General features: G+C 71.8%; 15 protein-coding genes. 9 read left to right on the forward strand and 6 right to left on the reverse strand.

Annotated features, from left to right (window positions below):
• Positions 1-89: 89 nt before the first annotated feature.
• Positions 90-2150 (reverse strand): pectinesterase family protein, encoded by a 2061-nt coding sequence (locus ACTMTU_RS01025; protein WP_441261482.1) that lies wholly within the window; start codon positions 2148-2150, stop codon positions 90-92.
• A gap of 129 nt (positions 2151-2279) precedes the next feature.
• Complete coding sequence (locus ACTMTU_RS01030) at positions 2280-2501, reverse strand: hypothetical protein (RefSeq protein ID WP_441261483.1); 222 nt, start codon at positions 2499-2501, stop codon at positions 2280-2282.
• Between ACTMTU_RS01030 and ACTMTU_RS01035 the strand changes: the two genes are divergently transcribed.
• The 5 genes from ACTMTU_RS01035 (at position 2494) to ACTMTU_RS01055 (ending at position 8312) form a co-directional block, all read left to right on the forward strand.
• A complete protein-coding gene (locus ACTMTU_RS01035; RefSeq protein ID WP_441261484.1) occupies positions 2494-2850 on the forward strand; it encodes a hypothetical protein in 357 nt (118 codons plus the stop codon). The two genes, ACTMTU_RS01030 and ACTMTU_RS01035, sit on opposite strands and share 8 nt — an antisense overlap.
• Positions 2851-2903: 53 nt before the next feature.
• Complete coding sequence (locus tag ACTMTU_RS01040; protein WP_441261485.1) at positions 2904-3596, forward strand: response regulator transcription factor; 693 nt, start codon at positions 2904-2906, stop codon at positions 3594-3596.
• On the forward strand, positions 3593-4891 hold the full coding sequence (locus ACTMTU_RS01045) for a sensor histidine kinase (protein ID WP_441261486.1): 1299 nt from the start codon (positions 3593-3595) through the stop codon (positions 4889-4891). Before ACTMTU_RS01040 ends, ACTMTU_RS01045 begins: the two co-directional genes overlap by 4 nt.
• A gap of 125 nt (positions 4892-5016) precedes the next feature.
• Positions 5017-6663 carry an adenosine deaminase family protein gene (locus tag ACTMTU_RS01050; RefSeq protein WP_441261487.1) on the forward strand — a complete coding sequence of 549 codons (1647 nt, stop codon included), beginning with the start codon at positions 5017-5019 and terminating at the stop codon, positions 6661-6663.
• 236 nt (positions 6664-6899) lie between these two features.
• On the forward strand, positions 6900-8312 hold the full coding sequence (locus ACTMTU_RS01055; RefSeq protein ID WP_441261488.1) for a YncE family protein: 1413 nt from the start codon (positions 6900-6902) through the stop codon (positions 8310-8312).
• Here the strand turns inward: ACTMTU_RS01055 and ACTMTU_RS01060 are convergent.
• Complete coding sequence (locus ACTMTU_RS01060) at positions 8309-9151, reverse strand: CAP domain-containing protein (protein ID WP_441261489.1); 843 nt, start codon at positions 9149-9151, stop codon at positions 8309-8311. The two genes, ACTMTU_RS01055 and ACTMTU_RS01060, sit on opposite strands and share 4 nt — an antisense overlap.
• 295 nt (positions 9152-9446) lie before the next feature.
• Between ACTMTU_RS01060 and ACTMTU_RS01065 the strand changes: the two genes are divergently transcribed.
• The gene (locus ACTMTU_RS01065) at positions 9447-10436 is read left to right on the forward strand and encodes a fibronectin type III domain-containing protein (protein ID WP_441261490.1); all 990 of its coding nucleotides are present in this window, start codon (positions 9447-9449) and stop codon (positions 10434-10436) included.
• A 43-nt stretch (positions 10437-10479) separates the two neighbouring features.
• Here the strand turns inward: ACTMTU_RS01065 and ACTMTU_RS01070 are convergent, their stop codons facing one another.
• The 3 genes from ACTMTU_RS01070 to ACTMTU_RS01080 form a co-directional block, all read right to left on the reverse strand.
• The gene (locus ACTMTU_RS01070; protein ID WP_441261491.1) at positions 10480-11007 is read right to left on the reverse strand and encodes a DinB family protein; all 528 of its coding nucleotides are present in this window, start codon (positions 11005-11007) and stop codon (positions 10480-10482) included.
• Between the two features lie 65 nt (positions 11008-11072).
• A complete protein-coding gene (locus ACTMTU_RS01075; protein WP_441261492.1) occupies positions 11073-11399 on the reverse strand; it encodes a putative quinol monooxygenase in 327 nt (108 codons plus the stop codon).
• Positions 11400-11499: 100 nt separating this feature from the next.
• Positions 11500-12258: an IclR family transcriptional regulator gene (locus ACTMTU_RS01080; protein ID WP_441261493.1), complete on the reverse strand. Its 759-nt coding sequence runs from the start codon at positions 12256-12258 to the stop codon at positions 11500-11502.
• 271 nt (positions 12259-12529) lie between these two features.
• On the opposite strand from ACTMTU_RS01080, the gene ACTMTU_RS01085 reads away from it, so the two are divergent.
• The 3 genes from ACTMTU_RS01085 to ACTMTU_RS01095 are packed head-to-tail and all read left to right on the forward strand — an operon-like array spanning position 12530 to position 16344.
• Positions 12530-15070 (forward strand): SpoIIE family protein phosphatase, encoded by a 2541-nt coding sequence (locus ACTMTU_RS01085; protein WP_441261494.1) that lies wholly within the window; start codon positions 12530-12532, stop codon positions 15068-15070.
• A gap of 20 nt (positions 15071-15090) precedes the next feature.
• A complete protein-coding gene (locus ACTMTU_RS01090; RefSeq protein WP_441261495.1) occupies positions 15091-15627 on the forward strand; it encodes a hypothetical protein in 537 nt (178 codons plus the stop codon).
• Positions 15628-15657: 30 nt separating this feature from the next.
• A complete protein-coding gene (locus tag ACTMTU_RS01095) occupies positions 15658-16344 on the forward strand; it encodes a uracil-DNA glycosylase (protein ID WP_441261496.1) in 687 nt (228 codons plus the stop codon).
• The last annotated feature ends 304 nt before the right edge of the window (positions 16345-16648 follow it).

Raw genomic sequence — 16648 nt, forward strand, 5'->3', positions numbered from 1 at the left:
TGGGCGCTGCCCGCCCGGCCGGCCCCCTCGCGGAGGCGCCGGACCGTGCGGCGTGATCGCCGCGCCGTGCGGCGCCCCCGTCGCGCAGGTCACCCCGCGGTCGGGGTCCAGTCGCCGAGCCAGTCCGCGGGCTCCTGCCCGGCCGCCTGGGCGTCGGTCAGGTGGGGGCGGTTCGTGCCGGCCGGTCCGGACCCGGGGCCGGTGTTCCGGTATTCGGCGAAACGGTCGTCCTTCCAGGAGAAGCCGCCCATGTCCGTCCACGGCGCGGTCCGCACCGCGCTGCTGAGACTGGAGTCGCGGACCGTGGTCTGCGGGTCGAGCGTGGCGTCCCCGCCGGCGTGCCACGGGCGGCCGAGGTGGAAGCTGCCCGCGGACACGTCGCCGTTCACGGTGGAGCGGGTGATGAGGAACCCCTTGCGGTGCGCGGGGGTGCTCGGGGCCGTGACGTAGCCGGCGGAGGTCCCGTTCCACCGCTTCTTGAGAGTGATGACGGACCGGTCGATCACGGCGGTCGCGCGGCCGAAGATGAAGTCCACGTTGCCGATGACGTAGGAGTTGGACATGTGGACCCGGCCGAGGGCTTCCTTGGAACGGGTGTCCAGCAGCAGGGTGTCCTGGTCGCCGCTCACGATGAGGCTGTCGAGGACGACGCGGTCGGCGGCGGTGCGCAGGGCAACCGCCTGGTGTCCGTTCAGGTGCTGGTTCTTCGCCTCGTCGAAGTCGTTGGAGACGGTGAGGTTGCGGGCCTGGAAGTCGTCGGCCTCCACGGCGACGGTGGCGCTGCCGCTGGTGCCGTAGGTGCCTGAGCCGTCCGGCTTCGGCGTGCCGGCGGCGTTCGCGTGGACGATGACGGTGTCCTTGCGGCTCGCGCCCGTCCCCTGGATCGTGATGTGGGGCTTGTCGGCGGGAACCTTGACCGTCTCGCGGTAGGTGCCGGGCTTCACATTGATCACCACGCGGGCGGTGTTGCCCGCCGGGACGGCGTCGACGGCCTTCTGCACGCTCGTGTACTGGCCGGTGCCGTCCTTGGCGACCGTGAGGGTGCCCGCGGCGGCCGGGGCGATGGCCGCCGTTCCGATGGCCGCCCTCGGTCCGGCCCCCGACCTCAGCAGCGCGGGAACGTCCGCCGCCCGGTCGAGTGTGTAGTCGTAGTACGCCCGGGGGTCGAACGCCGTGCCGCCGCTCTCGTTGCGGCCGCTCGTGCCGGAGAAGACGTTGCCGCGCTGGACGACGGCGGCCGTGCTGTCCTTGGTGACCGGGTTCCGCATGCCCTGGAAGTAGCTGTTCTCCAGGACCATCCGGGTCCTGCCGCGGGCGTAGTTGCCGTACGAGGTCGTGATGTCCGTGCCGGGTACGTCCTGGAGGTAGTTGTTGTAGAGGTGGGCGTGGGCCACATTGTCGGTGGACGGGTTGCGCTGCTCGGTCTCGAGGAACCAGTTGTGGTGGATCGTGAGGTCGGCGGTGACGTTCTCCGTCCAGCCGATGCCGAACGTCTTGTTGTTGTCGCTCAGCCTGTTCCAGGACACCGTCACGTACGTGGTGTCCTTGCGACTGTCGATCAGGCCGTCGGCCATGTGACGCAGGTCGTTGTGATCGATCCAGACGTGGTGCGCGCCGTCCATCTGGATGGCGTCCCAGTCGTTCTCCTTGTCGTTCCACGTGCCGTGGTACGAGTCCCGGATGGTCAGGTTCCGGATGATCACGTTGTGGACGCCCTGTCCGAGGAAGAAGCCGCCTCCGACGATGTGGCCCGACGTGCCCGAGCCGACGATCGTCTTGTCGGAGGCGACCTTGATCTCCTTGCCCTTGGGGTTCATCGCGATCGTGCCGGCGACCACGATGACGTAGGGCTCGGCCGCGGTCGCGTACTTCTCCAGGTCCGCCTGCGTCCGTACGGTGACGGTCCTGCCGTCCCGCCCGCCGTACGTCCCCTTCTGGCCCAGCGCGTCGACCGACGCGAAACCGTCGGCGACGTCATCGGTCCACGCGGCGGTGCCCGCCGCCGCGGCTTCCTGCCGGACGTCCTGCCCGAGGATTCCGACGTCCGTCCCGTACGCCAGACCCACCGCCGCGGTCAGGGCCAGTGGGACACCGACCCGCAGCGCCCTTCTTCCGCGGCGGTGCCGCGCCTTGCCGCCTGTCTCGATCATGCGTCGTTCCCGTTCTGCGTGGGGGTCGCCCCCTCTTTTGGTAGGGGCATGCCAAGCAGTTGCCGCCGCAGGCCGGAAAGGTTGCCGGCCGGAGGCGGTAGTCGGAACGAGACCGTCGGAACGAGGCGGTCAGAACGACGTCTCGCGCACGCTCGCCCGGTCGGAGGGCTCGGTCGTGGCGGTGATCTCCGAGCGGTGGCGGGCGGCCGAGAAGGTCGCCGTCAGCGTCTGGGGCGCGGTCTGCGACGTGCTGACCGTGAAGCCCTCGTTCGGCACGGCAGAGATGAGGCACACACCGCCGCTGCCGTAGCGCACCGTCGCCTTGCCGCCCTGGGAGGAGATCGTGTGCACACCCGAGCCGCCCTCCTCGCAGCCCTGGCCGTTGTCCGGGGGCGCGGCGGGCTCTTCCTCGGGCGGGGGCGGCGTCGTGCGCGCCGCCGGCGTCGGCGTCGCCGTACGCGGCTTCTCGGTCGTCGGGGACGGCGACGGCGACGGCGTGCGCACGCTCGGCGTCGGCTCGGGGCTGGGCGCGGGGGAGGGGCCGGCCGCGGGGGAGGACGACCGGGGCGATGCCGCGAAGTCCCCGGGCGCGGACTGGGCGACCGGTGCCGTCGGTCTCGTCGAACCCACCACGAAATGGACCGTGATCATCACGGCCGTGACACTGGCCGCGGTGCATGACAGCCAGATGAGCAGATAACGCGGAAGGCGGGACACGACACCATACTGACGGACCGGCTAACGTGCCTGCTCATGGCCTCCGTACTTGTCGTCGAGGACGACCCTGTCATCCGGGCCGCGCTCATCGAGGTCCTCACCGGACACGGGTACGCGGTGAAGACCGCCCACCAGGGCTTCGAGGCGCTGCGCGAAGTGACCCAGTGCCCGCCCGACATCGTGGTGCTCGACCTCGGGCTGCCCGACCTGGACGGGCTCGACGTCCTGCGGATGATCCGGGGCATATCCCGGGTGCCCGTCCTGGTCGCCACCGCCCGCGACGACGACACGGAGACCATCAGGCTGCTCAACGCGGGGGCCGACGACTACATGGTCAAGCCGTTCTCCGGCGGCCAGTTGGCCGCCCGGCTGGCGGCCGTGCTGCGCCGGTCCGGGCCGGCCGTGGAGGCGGCCGACCGGCAGCCCGTCGTCCAGGTCGGCGAGCTGCGGATCGACCCTCGGGCCCGCACCGCCCATCTCGCCGCGCGTGAGCTTGCTCTCACCCGCCGGGAGTTCGATCTTCTCGCGTATCTGGCGGCACACGCGGACCAGGTGATGTCCCGCAAGCGGATCCTCGCCGAGGTGTGGCAGCAGCCGTATCTGGAGGACCAGACCGTGGACGTCCATCTCTCCGCTCTCCGCAGGAAATTGGGCGAAAAGGCGTCGCGCCCCCGATATCTCCACACAGTGCGAGGAATCGGCATAAAACTGGTCAGCTCGCCCTCATGAGACGCGCACTCGCCGGGATCGCGCTGGCCGTGACGTCGATGGTCGCGCTGTCCTTCCTCATCCCCCTCGCCCTGCTGGTCCGCGAGCAGGCCCGCGACCGGGTGACCACCGCCGCCGAACAGCGGGCGTCCGCCCTGTCGCCCGTCCTCGCCCTCACCACCCGCCGGAGTGACGTCCAGCAGGCCGTCGCGGAGCTGGACTCCCACGACCGGCTGGCCGTACGGCTCCCGGACGGCGGGTTCGTCGGCACCCCGCACGCCCCGCGGGAAGCGCTCGACCGGGCGGTGGGCAGCCGGGGCACGCTGGCCATGGACACAGCGGAGGGATGGGTCTACCTCCAGCCCGTCGTCCTGCCGGGGGACCGGGTCGCCGTCGTCGAGGCGTATGTGCCGGCCGCGGAGCTGACCCGCGGGGTGTGGGCCTCCTGGGGTGTGATGTCGCTTCTGGCCCTGGGGCTGGTGGGCGGCTCCGTGCTCGTCGCCGACCGGCTGGGAGCCCGGGTCGTCCGGTCCTCGCAGAGCCTGAAACGCGCCTCGCTGGCGCTCGGCTCCGGCGACCTGGACGTGCGGGTGGAACCGGACGGTCCGCCGGAACTCCAGGACGCCGGCTCGGCGTTCAACACCATGGCCGACCGTGTCGTGGAACTGCTCGCCATCGAACGCGAGATGGTCGCCGACCTCTCGCACCGTCTGCGCACCCCGCTGACCGCCCTCTACCTCGAGGCGGATCTCATGGGCCCGTCGGCGGGAGCCCGCCGGATCACCGCGGCCGTCTCCCAGCTCGAGAGCGAACTCGACTCGATCATCACCGCCGCCCGTACCCCGTTGGCCGCGAGCCAGGGAAGCGGCCAGGCGCCGGTGCGGCCCTGCGAGGTGACGGAGGTCGTCGCGATGCGACTCGACTTCTGGTCGGTGCTCGCCAAGCAGCAGAACCGGATCTGCGAACGCTCCTTCACGCCGCGCCGGACGCCCGTGCGGTTCCTGGAGGACGACCTCGCCGCGGTGGTGGACGCCTTGATCGGCAACGTCTTCCGGCACACCCCGCAGGGCACCGCCTTCGCCGTACGGGTGGAACGCGACGACCGGCGGGTGGTGCTGACCGTGGACGACGCCGGCCCCGGCGTCGCCGATCCGCAGGCGGCCCTCACCCGCGGCGTCGGCGGCGGAGGCGCGGGCAGCACCGGGCTCGGCCTGGACATCGTGGCGCGAGCGGCGCAGGCCGCGGACGGCCACCTGGAGATCACCCGCGCCCCGATGGGCGGCGCGCGCGTGCGGGTGTCCTTCGGGCTGGTGTGAGGGGCCTACGGCGCCTGCGGCGAAGTTCCCTGTGGTCTTCCGAGTCCGGCCAGGTTCAGCCGGATGCGTCGCCTGGGTGAAAAGCGGCATGTCGGACATTCGTCCCACGGTACGGCTGCCTGAGGATGATCGGCATGCCCCCCTCCGTCCTGTCTTCCGCGCGGCGCCGCACCGCCCGGCTCGCGCCGGTCCTGAGCGCCGCACTGGCGCTGGTCCTGACGCCCGTTCAGCCGTCCCGTGCCACGGCGGACGAAGCGAACGAACCCACTCGCGCCGAGGCCCGCGTCTCGGCGTACCTGCGAGACGTACGCGACCGCCCCGAGGCGCTGGCCGCGTTCTTCAGGGCCCTGCCCAAGGGCGCGGACCTCCACAACCACCTCTCAGGCGCGGCGACCACCGAGCTGCTGTTGAGAATCGCCGTCGACGCCGGCTACTGCATCGACACCACCACCCTCACCGCGAGCGCGCCGCCCTGCACGGGAAACACCCGCCCGGCGGCCGACACCGACACCGACCCCGGCTTCCGGCGTCAGGTCATCCGCGCGTGGTCCATGCAGGACTTCACGCCCGGTCAGGGGGAGAGCAGTCACGACCATTTCTTCGCCACGTTCGGGAAGTTCGGGGCGGTCAGCAGTCTCCAGCCCGGACGGATGCTGGCCGAGGTTTCCACCTCCGCGGCGAAGCAGAACCAGTTCTACCTCGAGACCATGCTGACCCCCGCCTGGTACGCCGCCGACGCCCTTGCCACCAAGGTCGGGTACGACAGTGACCTGGCCCGACTGCGGGACAAGATGCTGGCCGACGGCGGCATGGACGCCGTCGTCCAGCAGGCGATGACGGAGACGGACTCGATGATGGAGGAGTTCCGTACCGCCGCGCACTGCGATACCGAACGCCCCGACGCCGGGTGCGCGCTGCCGGTGCGGCTCATCGCCCAGGTGGACCGGGGCGGACCGCGCGAACTGGTCTTCGCCCAGATGCTGCTCGGTATGGAACTGGCCCGACGCGACGCCCGCTTCGTCTCGCTGAACCTCGTGGGACCCGAGGAGGATCCCGTGGCGGTCGCCGACTACCGCCTGCACATGCGCATGCTGAACTACCTGCGCGGTGTGTATCCCGACGTTCCCCTCACCCTGCACGCGGGAGAGCTCGTCCCCGGCCTGGTCAAGCCCGAGGATCTGCGCTTCCACGTCCGTGACGCCGTGCTCACCGCCCGCACCGACCGCGTCGGTCACGGTGTCGACATCCGCCACGAGGACGACGACCGGGAACTGCTGCGCCGGATGGCCCGGCGGAACGTGCTGGTGGAAGTCCCGCTCACCAGCAACGCGCAGGTTCTCGGCGTCACGGGCCGGCGGCACCCCTTCCCGCTCTACCGGAAGTACGGCGTCCCGGTCGCCCTCGCCACCGACGACCCCGGCGTGGAGCGGACCGACATCAGCCGCGAGTACCAGCGGGCCGCGCTCACCTACGAGCTGGACTACCCGGTGCTGAAGGACCTGGCCCGCACTTCCCTGGAGTACGGCTTCCTGCAGGGCCGCAGTCTGTGGCGCGACCGCGACGGCTACGAGGTCGTCCCGGAGTGCGCACGGGACCGCCTCGGCGACCCCGACCCCGGCCCGCGCTGCGCCCGGTTCCTCGCGTCCAGTGCCAAGGCCGCGGTGGAATGGAAGCAGGAGGACGCCTTCCGCTCCTTCGAACGCACCTACGGCGCCAGGCCGTCAAGGAACGAGTCCCGTACCGCCGACGCGCTCGTCCGAACCGCAGGATGACGGAGAGGGCCCCGGGGGCCCCGGGGCCCTCTCCGTGTGCCGTTGAGGGCGGTCGGGCCGACCACACACCTCCTCGGCAAGCAGATTGCCCCCGTCGCATTGGATGTCCGGCCGAGTGAGGAGCAGTGGTGAGAGTGGATCAGAGTCTTGAGCAGGACCGTGTTGCCGTGGTCGTGGAGGGTGCCGCGGGGGGCAGACGAAGGTGTGCGGCGGTGAAAGGGCGGTGGAGACGGCGCGTGGCCGGAGGGCTGTCGTCCCTGGTCATGGCGGCTGTGTCGGTGATCGCTGTCCCGGCGGGACCGGTGGCCGCCGTCCCTCCGGGCACCTACGCCTTCGTGGCCAACCTCAGCAGCGGCACCGTTTCGGTGATCGACACCGGCACCGACGAGGTGGCGGCCAGCATTCCCGTCGGCGACGACGTGGGCTTCGGCCCCTGTGGGGTGGCGGTGACCCCGGACGGCACCCGTGCCTACGTCCCCAACTGCCTGAGCGACACCGTGGAGGTGGTCGACACCGCGAGCAACACGCAGATCGACATCATCGATGTCGGCAACCAACCGGTCGGGGTGGCGGTGACCCCGGACGGCACCCGTGCCTACGTCACCAACTCCGACGACGGCACCGTGTCGGTGATCGACACAGCCGCCAACACGGTGATCACCACCATCCACGGCGTCGGCAGCCGCCCGATCGGGGTGGCGGTGACCCCGGACGGCTCCCTCGCCATGGTCGCCGACAACCACGACGGCTCCGTGGCGTACATCGACACCGCCAGCAACAGCGTGACCGCCACCGCCGGCGTCGGTGACGGCCCGTGGGCGGTGGCGGTGACCCCCGACGGCACACGCGCCTACGTCACCAACTCCGAGGACAACACCGTGTCGGCGTACAACTTCGTCACCGGAGTGACCGGCACCATCCCTGTCGGCGACAATCCGCTGGGGGTGGCGGTGACCCCGGACAGCACCCGCGTCTACGTCACCAACTTCGGCCCCTTCACCGGCGGCAGCGGTTCCGTGTCGGTGATCGACACCGCCACCGGTACCGTGACCGACACCATTCCCATGGGCGACAACAGCGGCCCGTGGGGAGTGGCGGTGACCCCGGACGGCACCCAGGTCTACGTCACCAACACGGGCGACAACAACGTGTCGGTGATCGACACCGCCACCGACACGGTGACCGGTACACCCATCGGCGTCGGCGAGGCCCCCCAAGGGGTGGCGACAGCGGTGGTCCAGGCGCCGGCGCCGACCTGTGAGAACGCCACCCCCACGATCAGGGGAACGAACGGGAACGACACCGTCACCGGCACGCCCGGCAATGATGTGATCTTCGCGCTGGGCGGGAACGACAGGGTCGACGGCGCCGGCGGGAACGACGTGGTGTGCGGAGGCACCGGCAACGACGCGCTCCGGGGCGGCACGGGCAACGACCGTATCGAGGGCGGGCCCGGCAACGACAGTCTCAGCGGAGGTGCCGGCAACGATGCGCTGACCGGCGGGCCCGGCAACGACCAGCTCACCGATGACCGGGGCGACGACACCCCTGCCGGTGGCGAAGGCAACGGCACCGTCGTCGGCGGAGTGGGAGGCAACACGGTGGACCGGGAGGCGACATTGTCACATGACTCGCCGGACAGGCCTTAGCGGCCGGCGCCGAAGTTCTGCGTCCACCACGGGCCGCCGTCGCCGAAGTGGACGCCGACGCCGAGCTCCTTGAACGAGCAGTTCAGTATGTTCGCGCGATGGCCGGGGCTGTTCATCCATGAATTCATCACGGACGCGGCATCCGCCTGCCCCCTCGCTATGTTCTCGCCCAGCGTCGACCAGACGTATCCGGCGGCCTCGACGCGGCTCGTCATCGTGGAGCCGTCGGGCCCGGTGTGCGACATCACGCCGCTGCGGGCCATGACGTCGCTGTAGTCGTCGGCGGCCTGTGTCAGCTTCGCGTTGGCGGTGAGCGGCGAGCATCCCGCGGACGCGCGCTCCTTGTTGACGAGCGACAGGACCTGGGCCTCGGGGCCGCTCGGATCCGTGCCGCCGGAACCGCCCGATGTGCCGGAACCGGACCCGCCGGAGGAAGAGGCCGGGCGGTCGCCGCCCGTGGGAGCGCCGGTCGCCGTCTGCGTGGTCGTCCGTGGCCGGGGCTTCGTCGTGGACGCCGACGGGCTCGGCGCCCGCTTCGGCGCGGCGGAGGCGGTGACGCTCGGGCTCGGCGAGGCGCTCGCGCTCGCCGAGGGGGAGGGTGACGCGAGGAGCGACGGGCTCGCCGCGGTCTCCTCGCCGCCCGCCTCGGCGGCGTCCCCGGCGGCGTTGGTCTCCACGCGGCTCGCTCCGCCCTCGTCCCCGCCCGTGGCCACAGTGATCCCGACCCCGGCGGTCACGGTGATCACACCGAGTGCCAGTACGGCGCTGCGGGCCCGCAGGCCGGTCCTGGGCCGGGCGTGCGAGCGGGCGTTGGGGCGAGCGGCTCGTCGAGAACCCATGCTTACGACACCTCGGAAGGAAGACGGCTGAGCAATCGTGATCCCGGAGGGCGCCGCTGCGCCCACCGGGATCACGGTGGGGGGTTGCCGAGATCGTAAGCCGGTTCGAACGGTGTCGTCCCTTCCCTGAGGGCTTCTTCAAGAAGCCATAAGGAAGGCATCAGGCTCACGCAAGGTACGAAGGCAGCGAGGCCGCCGCGGTGGGGCCGGGGCCCCGGGTGCCTTGTGGGGAACACGGGACTGTGGCATACAGGTCTGGACCAATGCCCGTCGTCCGTCACGCGGAGGCCCGACCGTGCACCGTCCCCCCACCTTCGTCACGCCGCCCCGCCCCGCCGTCCTCCTTCTCTCGGCCTGCACCGCCCTGGCAGCCCTCATGACCCTCACCGCCTGCGCCGGTGAGGCCCCGGACGACAAGCCGCCGTCGACGCCCTCCGGCGTGACCGCCCAGGCGGGCAGTGCCACGTCCGTACACGTCATGTGGGACAAGTCCTCCGACAACAAGGCGGTCACCGGCTACGAGGTCTACCGCAAGGGCACCAAGGTCAAGTCCCTGCCGGGCAGCAAGCACATGGTGGACGTCGACGGACTGGCGCCGCGGACCGCGTACAGCTTCACGGTGCGGGCGCGGGACGCGGCCGGGAACCTGTCGGCGCCCAGCGCCCCGATATCCGTGACCACCCCGGCCCCCGCCCCGGACGACCGCCGGCCCCCGAGCCGGCCGGCGAAGGTCCAGGGCCGTACGGACGGCGGCACCGCGGTGACCCTGACCTGGGAGAGGGCCACGGACGACACCGGCGTCACCTCGTACGACATCTACCAGGAGGACTCACGCGTCCACAGCGTCAGCGGCACGCAGACCGGCGCACGCGTCACCGGCCTGCGGCCCGGCACCGTCTACACCTTCACCGTCCGGGCCCGCGACGCGGCGGAGAACTCGTCGCCGGACAGCGATCCCGTCGATCTCACCACCCCGTCCGCGCCGGGCGGCAGCGGCGGCAGCACGGCGCCCACCGATCTCGAGGCGAGTGCCCGCAAGGGCGCCGTCGAGCTGCGATGGACCCCGCCGCGGACGGGCGCCCCGGTCAAGGAGCACCAGCTGTATCTGAACGGCAGGTTGGCGACCACCATCGTCTGGGGTGCGGAGCCGCCCGCCGGGACGGCCGTGTACACCATGACCGTCACCGACGAACCAGGCACCCGCTACAGCGTCAAGCTCCGGGCGAAGCTGCCGGACGGCAAGTGGGGCGACTTCTCGGCCCAGCGGACGGTGGTGGTCCGCTGAGGAGGCGGAGTGCGCGCGCCTCGTGCCGCGGCGACGGCCGACGCTACGCGCCCGTGACGCCGTCGATGCTCTCCCGGAGCAGATCCGCATGGCCGTTGTGGCGCGCGTACTCCTCGATCATGTGGACAAGGATCCAGCGCAGCGACACTCCTTCGCCGCCGAGCACCGCCGCGTTCTCCTTCGAGAGCGTGCCGGAGTCGTCGAGCGAGGCATCCGCGATCAGCTCACGGCTCCGGCCGACCTCGGCCTGCCACGCGGCCAGGGCCTCGTCGATCCCGCGGTCCGCGGCGAGGGCGTAGCCGAATCCGCCGTCCTCGCCGTAGAGCAGCGGGACGTCGTGGCCCGCGAACACGCGCTGGAACCAGTTCCGTTCGACCTCGGCGAGGTGCTGGACCAGGCCCAGGATCGTCATCGACGACGGTGTCACGGAGGCGCGGCGCACCTGGTCGTCGTCGAGGCCGGCGCACTTCAGCGCCAGCGTGGCACGGTGGAAGTCCAGCCAGCTTTCCAGCATGGCCCGTTCACCGGCATGCGGGGGCGGGATCGGGCGTCCATCGGGTGTCGTGTCCATACGCAGCACCCTCGCACACGCCGGTGACAGCCGACCTGACGTTGCCGCCCCTGCCGGACGGTGGGCTACTGCGCCGGCCTCAGCTCGGCCATCTCGTTCCAACCCTGGCCGGGCACCTCGACGTTGATGATCTCCGGAGTGGTGGCGATCGCGGTGGCCATCGACTCCATGCCCGCCCGGAAGTGGTCGGAGGCCACGTGCGCCGCCCCCGCGTCCGCGTCGGCGAAGGCCTCCAGCAGCGTGAACCTGTTCGGATCGTCGACACTGCGCGACCAGTCGTAGAAGAGGTTTCCGGGTTCGGCGCGGGTCGCGCGGGTGAAGTCGTCGACGATGTCGAGCCAGCGGTCGCTGTACTCGGGACGGACGGTGAACCTGACGGCGATGAAGATCATGGGTACACGTTCGCGCTCCGGCAGCCCGGGAACCATCTGTGACGCGCCGCATTCCGGCCCTGCCGGAAAACGTCCCCCCTGCCTCGTCGCGCTGCGCGCCTCACCAGGGCGCGCCCGAGGCGGCCTGCGCCACCGCCGCCCGGATCTCCCCGTGCCGGCGCCGGAACTCGGCGGTCGGCAGCGACACCGACACGGCATGCAATACACCGTCCGCACCGCCGGGCCGCTCAGGGAGCGTCGTGGCCAGACAGGTGAACGCCGGGTCCGCCTCGCCGATCGACACGGCGAAGCCCTGCCCCCGCACCCGCGCCAGCTCGGCCTCGAACCGCTCGGCGCCCGTGATGGTGCGGTCGGTGAAACGGGCCATGCCGTGCTCGGCGAGGTACCGCCGTCGCGCCGCCCGTGGCAGTGCCGCCAGCAGCGCCTTGCCGTGGGCGGTCGCATGCGCCCGCGTCTCCGGCCCCGGCACGAAGGGATGGGCGACGTCCGTGACGGGCACCGTGCTGTCGATCATGACGATCCGGCCGTCGCGGTACGCCGTGAAGTACGCCTCCGCCCCGGTGGCCCTCCGCAGCCGCGGCAGCAGCTCGGCCGTCTGCGGCCCGAGCCCCAGGTGCCGCCGGAAGGACCGGTGCAGCGCGGGCACCCGGGGTCCCGGGGCGTATCCGGCGGTGGTGCGGACCAGGTGCCCGCGGGCGGTGAGCGGCGCCAGCAGGTGGTACACCGTCGACAGCGAGCATCCGAGCCGCCGTGCGAGCGCCTTCGCCCCGACCGGTCCCGGAGCCTCCGCGACGGCGTCGAGGATCTCCAGCGCGCGGTCGACCGACTGCGGCCCGTTCGGACCGACGGGCTTGGCCATGCTCATGTTCCTTCCGGGGCCGACGTTCCGCCGCTGACTCCGCCCGAGCCTAAAGCCCCGAAGACGATCGGTCCGGGCCGGTCCCGGCCGGCGCGGCCCCAGGACCGATACGTTGCCCTCCGCGTACGGGTGACCGACGACGGCAGGCGGGCCGAGCGCCGAAACCTGACCGGCTACGCACGGCCCGATCGCTCCCGGCGGCTCACTCCCGGCCTCCCCGCCTCACCGGCAACGCTTGTGCATCCGGCGGGGCAGGCAGATTCTGAAGAGGATGAACGGGTCTGTGCAGGCTGCGGGCACGTGGGACGCGGCAAGCGCCTGGCGGACATGGAGATCGGTGGAGGGCGAGGATCTCCGTGGCCCGCTCGACATCGCTGTCGCCGCCACGGTGGTCCTCGATGCTCTCAACAAGGTCATCGGGTGGAGCCCGGCGGCCGAGGCGCTGCTCGGATACGGACCCGAGGACATCCTCGGCCGGCCTGTCGACGTGTTCCTGTGCGGAACCGCGCTCACAGTCGGGTCCGGTACGCCGCCCGGCCCGTCGGAGCCCGCACCGGCCGCTGCTCCGTCCACGGGAGGCCCTCCCCCTGCGGTCTCCGCACCCGCCCCGGAGCCCGGCGCTCCGGGGCTGCCCTTCCGCGGCCACGAGCCGCGGCTCGCGCGGCACCGCGACGGTCACGGCGTCCCGGTGGAAGCGGCGGTGTCCGAACTGGCCGGCGACGGGACGGCCGCGCGGGTTCTCGTCCTCGCGGAGTCCGAGCGGCTGCGGGTGTGGGAGTCCCGTCTGGCGATGCTCGACGGCCTGGCCACCCAGTCACCGATCGGACTGGCGATCTACGACACGGATCTCCGGCTGGCCTGGGCGAACGCCGCCTCCAGTGCGGAGATCGGCCGGCCGTTCGCCCAGTACCGGGGCACGCACGCGGACGAGCTGTACCCGGGCGGCACGCTCGTCACCGAGGGTTACCCGCGCACGCTCGACGGGGTCATGCGCCAGGTCCTCGACACCGGCGAACCCGTGCTCGACGTGCACTTCCTCGGGCAGCTGCCCAGCGATCCCGGCAGGGAGCACCTGTGGTCGTGCTCGTACTACCGGCTGGAGGACGCGGAGGGCCGGGTGCTGGGCGTCTGCGAGGACGCCTTCGACATCACCGACCGCTACGACGCCCAGAACAGGCTGGCCCTGCTCGTCGAGGCCGGGCGCCGTGTCGGCACGACCCTCGACGCGGTGGTCACCGCGCAGGAACTCGCGGACGTGGCTGTGCCCGGCTTCGCCTCCGCGGTCGAGGTCGACATCGCACCGGGCGTCCTCGAAGGCGGCGAACCGGAAGCGGGTTGGCCACCGAGAGGCGGCTTCATCAGGGTCGCCAGGGCGCCGGCGCGGGTCGGCCGCACGGTCCGCGAGTACCCGCCCGGGACTCCCCAGCTCCGCAGCCTGTCCTCCGGCGGCAAGGTGGTCGACGAGAACGCGCTGGTCGTACCGCTGCGCGTCGGCTCCGAGACGCTGGGTCTCGTCACCTTCACCCGTGAGGGCCGGCCGGCGGTCTTCGACAACGGCGAGGTGGCCCTGGCCGACGAACTGGTGGCCAGGGCAGCCGTCTGCATCGACAACGCCCGCCGCTTCACCCGCGAACACGCCGCGGCCCTCACCCTCCAGCGGGAGCTGCTCCCGCAGCACCTTCCCTGGCACTCCGCCGTGGAGGTCGCGCACCGCTACCTGCCGACCGACGGTGCCACCGGGGTCGGCGGCGACTGGTTCGACCTCATCCCGCTCTCCGGCGCACGCGTCGGGCTCGTCGTCGGTGACGTCGTCGGCCACGGACTGCCGGCCGCGGTCACGATGGGACGGCTGCGCACCACCGTGGAGGCCCTCGCCGAGCTGGACATGGCGCCCGACGAACTCCTCGCCCGGCTGGACGACCTGGTGGTGCCCACCTCCGACGCGTTCCAGGTGCCGGGGGAGGAGCGCACGGGAGAGGCGGCGGGAGCGTACGTCGCGGCCGGCCCGCATCCCGACGTGACGACGGGCGCGACCTGCATCTACGCGGTCTACGACCCGGTTTCCGGCCGTTGCACGATGGCACGGGCCGGTCATCTGCCGCCGGCGGTCGTGGCCATGGACGGCTCGTACCACTACCCGGAGCTGCCCGCGGGACCGCCACTGGGACTCGGCGGGCTGCCGTTCGAGTCGATGGAGATCGACCTGCCCGCGGGCAGCCTCCTCGCCCTGTTCACCGACGGTCTGGTGGAGGCCCGGGACCGCGACATCGACGAGCGGCTCGACATGCTGGGCCAAGTGCTGGCCGACCACCGGGACCTGCCCCTGGAAGAACTGTGCGACCGGGTGATCACAGAACTCCTGCCGGGCGGCACGACCGCCGACGACACCGCCCTCCTCCTGGTCCGTACCCGCGAGTTCGACGCCGGCCAGGTCGCGATGTGGGAGCTGCCGGCGGAAGCGGTGGCGGCCGGACGCGCACGGGAGCTCATCACCGGGCAGCTCAGCACCTGGGGCCTCGAGGAACTGGCGTTCTCGACCGAGCTGGTCGTCAGCGAACTGGTCACCAACGCGGTCCGGTACGCGGAGGGACCCCTGCAACTCCGCCTGATCCGCGACCGCACGCTCCTGTGCGAGGTGGCGGACACCGGCCACACCTCACCCCACCTGCGGCACAGCACCGCCGAGGACGAGGGCGGCCGCGGCCTGTTCATCGTCGCCCAGCTCGTCCAGCGCTGGGGCACCCGCTACACCCGCTCCGGCAAGACGATCTGGACGGAACAGGCGTTCCCGGACGGCGTGCCCACGGCGTGAGCGGCTGCGACACTGGGCGCATGGCCGCGTCACGACACCCCCGCGCTCCCCTCGACCGCGTGGAAGTCCTCTGTGCGACGCTCGACCGCCCGGACCTCGTCGACCGCGATACCGCGAAGGAGGCGGTGCGTCGCGATGTGGCGGCCGACGAACTCGGCGACCTCTTGGAGGCCGGCTGCCTCGAACAGGCCGATGCCGAACGGATGGTGGCCGTTCTCGTCCAGGCGGTCACCTCGCAACGTGACCGCGACGTACAGGAGGCCGGCCTCAACGCCCTGTCGCACGCGGTCGTCCGCTACCGGATTCCGTACGCGCTCCTCGGGCCGATCGCCGACGTCACGGCGGTGCTGCACCCGCGGGAACTGACCTACGTGCCCTTCATCCTCTCGGCCGCCCATGAGCCCGCGGCCAGGGCGGCCGTCGAGCCGCTGCTCCGTCACCCCGACGCGGAGGTACGCGCGGAGGCCGCTCAGGCGATCGACGAGCTCGACGCCGTGGCGGCCTCCGCGGCGGAAGGGACGGCCAACTCGGCGGCACGCGCAGGCAATTCACGCTGACTCGTGCCCGTAAGGGGCATACTGCGCGACATGTCTCCGAAAAGCTTCGCGCCCACCACGGCTCCCCGCAGCCTGCGGGATCCCGTCTTCCTCACCGCGCGGCTCAAGGCAGTACGTACCGGTCCGTCGGTGCGGCCGCTCAACGACTGGGTGGCCGACCTGCGTGAACGGCTGGGTCAGGGTGAGTCCGTTCCGTGGTTCGACCCGGCCTCCGGCGGAGTCGAGGCGCGCAGCCTCTTCCTGCTGGAGGCGCCCGGCCGGACGGCCGGGGGCAACGAGGCGGGCCTGCGGCGTACGGGCAGCGGAATCATCTCCGTCGACAACAACGACCCGACCGCCCAGAACTGCTGGCTGCTGCGCCGCGAGGCAGGGCTGCCCTACGAGCACTCCCTGCACTGGAACGTCGTGCCGTGGTACCTGGGCACGGCCGACCGGATCACCACGGCGGGACGTACGGAAGTACAGCGCGCGGTGCCGTTCCTCCACGAAGTGATCTCGCTGCTGCCGAAGTTGGAGGTCGTCGTGCCCATGGGCCGGAGCGCCCAGGCAGGCTGGGCCGCGTACGTCGCCCGCTACGCCCCTGCGGTCCGCACCCTGGCGACCTGGCACCCCAGCCCCCGGGGCCTCGCCTCCCGCCCGGCGGCGCGGCCGGAGATCCTGCGCACCATGCGCGAGGTGGCCCGGCTCACGACGCCGGAGGGCGCCGAGGCGCCCTGACGCCGCGGGCGGTCACTCGCGCCCGGGCGCGCATCGGCACGGGGGACGCGCGGCTGGAACTGGACGGGCTGCGCAGGCATGTCACCCACAAGACGGTCCTGCGTCGCATCGACCGCGCCTTGGCCGCATGAGAAGGCGCACGGCGCTGCCGACGGAAAATGACCGGACCCGCCCCGCCGGGCTCTGTTAGCCTCCCCGCATGACCACGCACGCGTTCCCGATGATGCCCCGCAGACGGGGCCGCTGAGTCGGACGTGTGACGTACCGAGGCCCCGGAGACGGGGCCTCTTTCGCGTATGTGCAG

The organism is Streptomyces sp. OZ13 (assembly GCF_052068155.1).
Classification (GTDB): domain Bacteria; phylum Actinomycetota; class Actinomycetes; order Streptomycetales; family Streptomycetaceae; genus Streptomyces.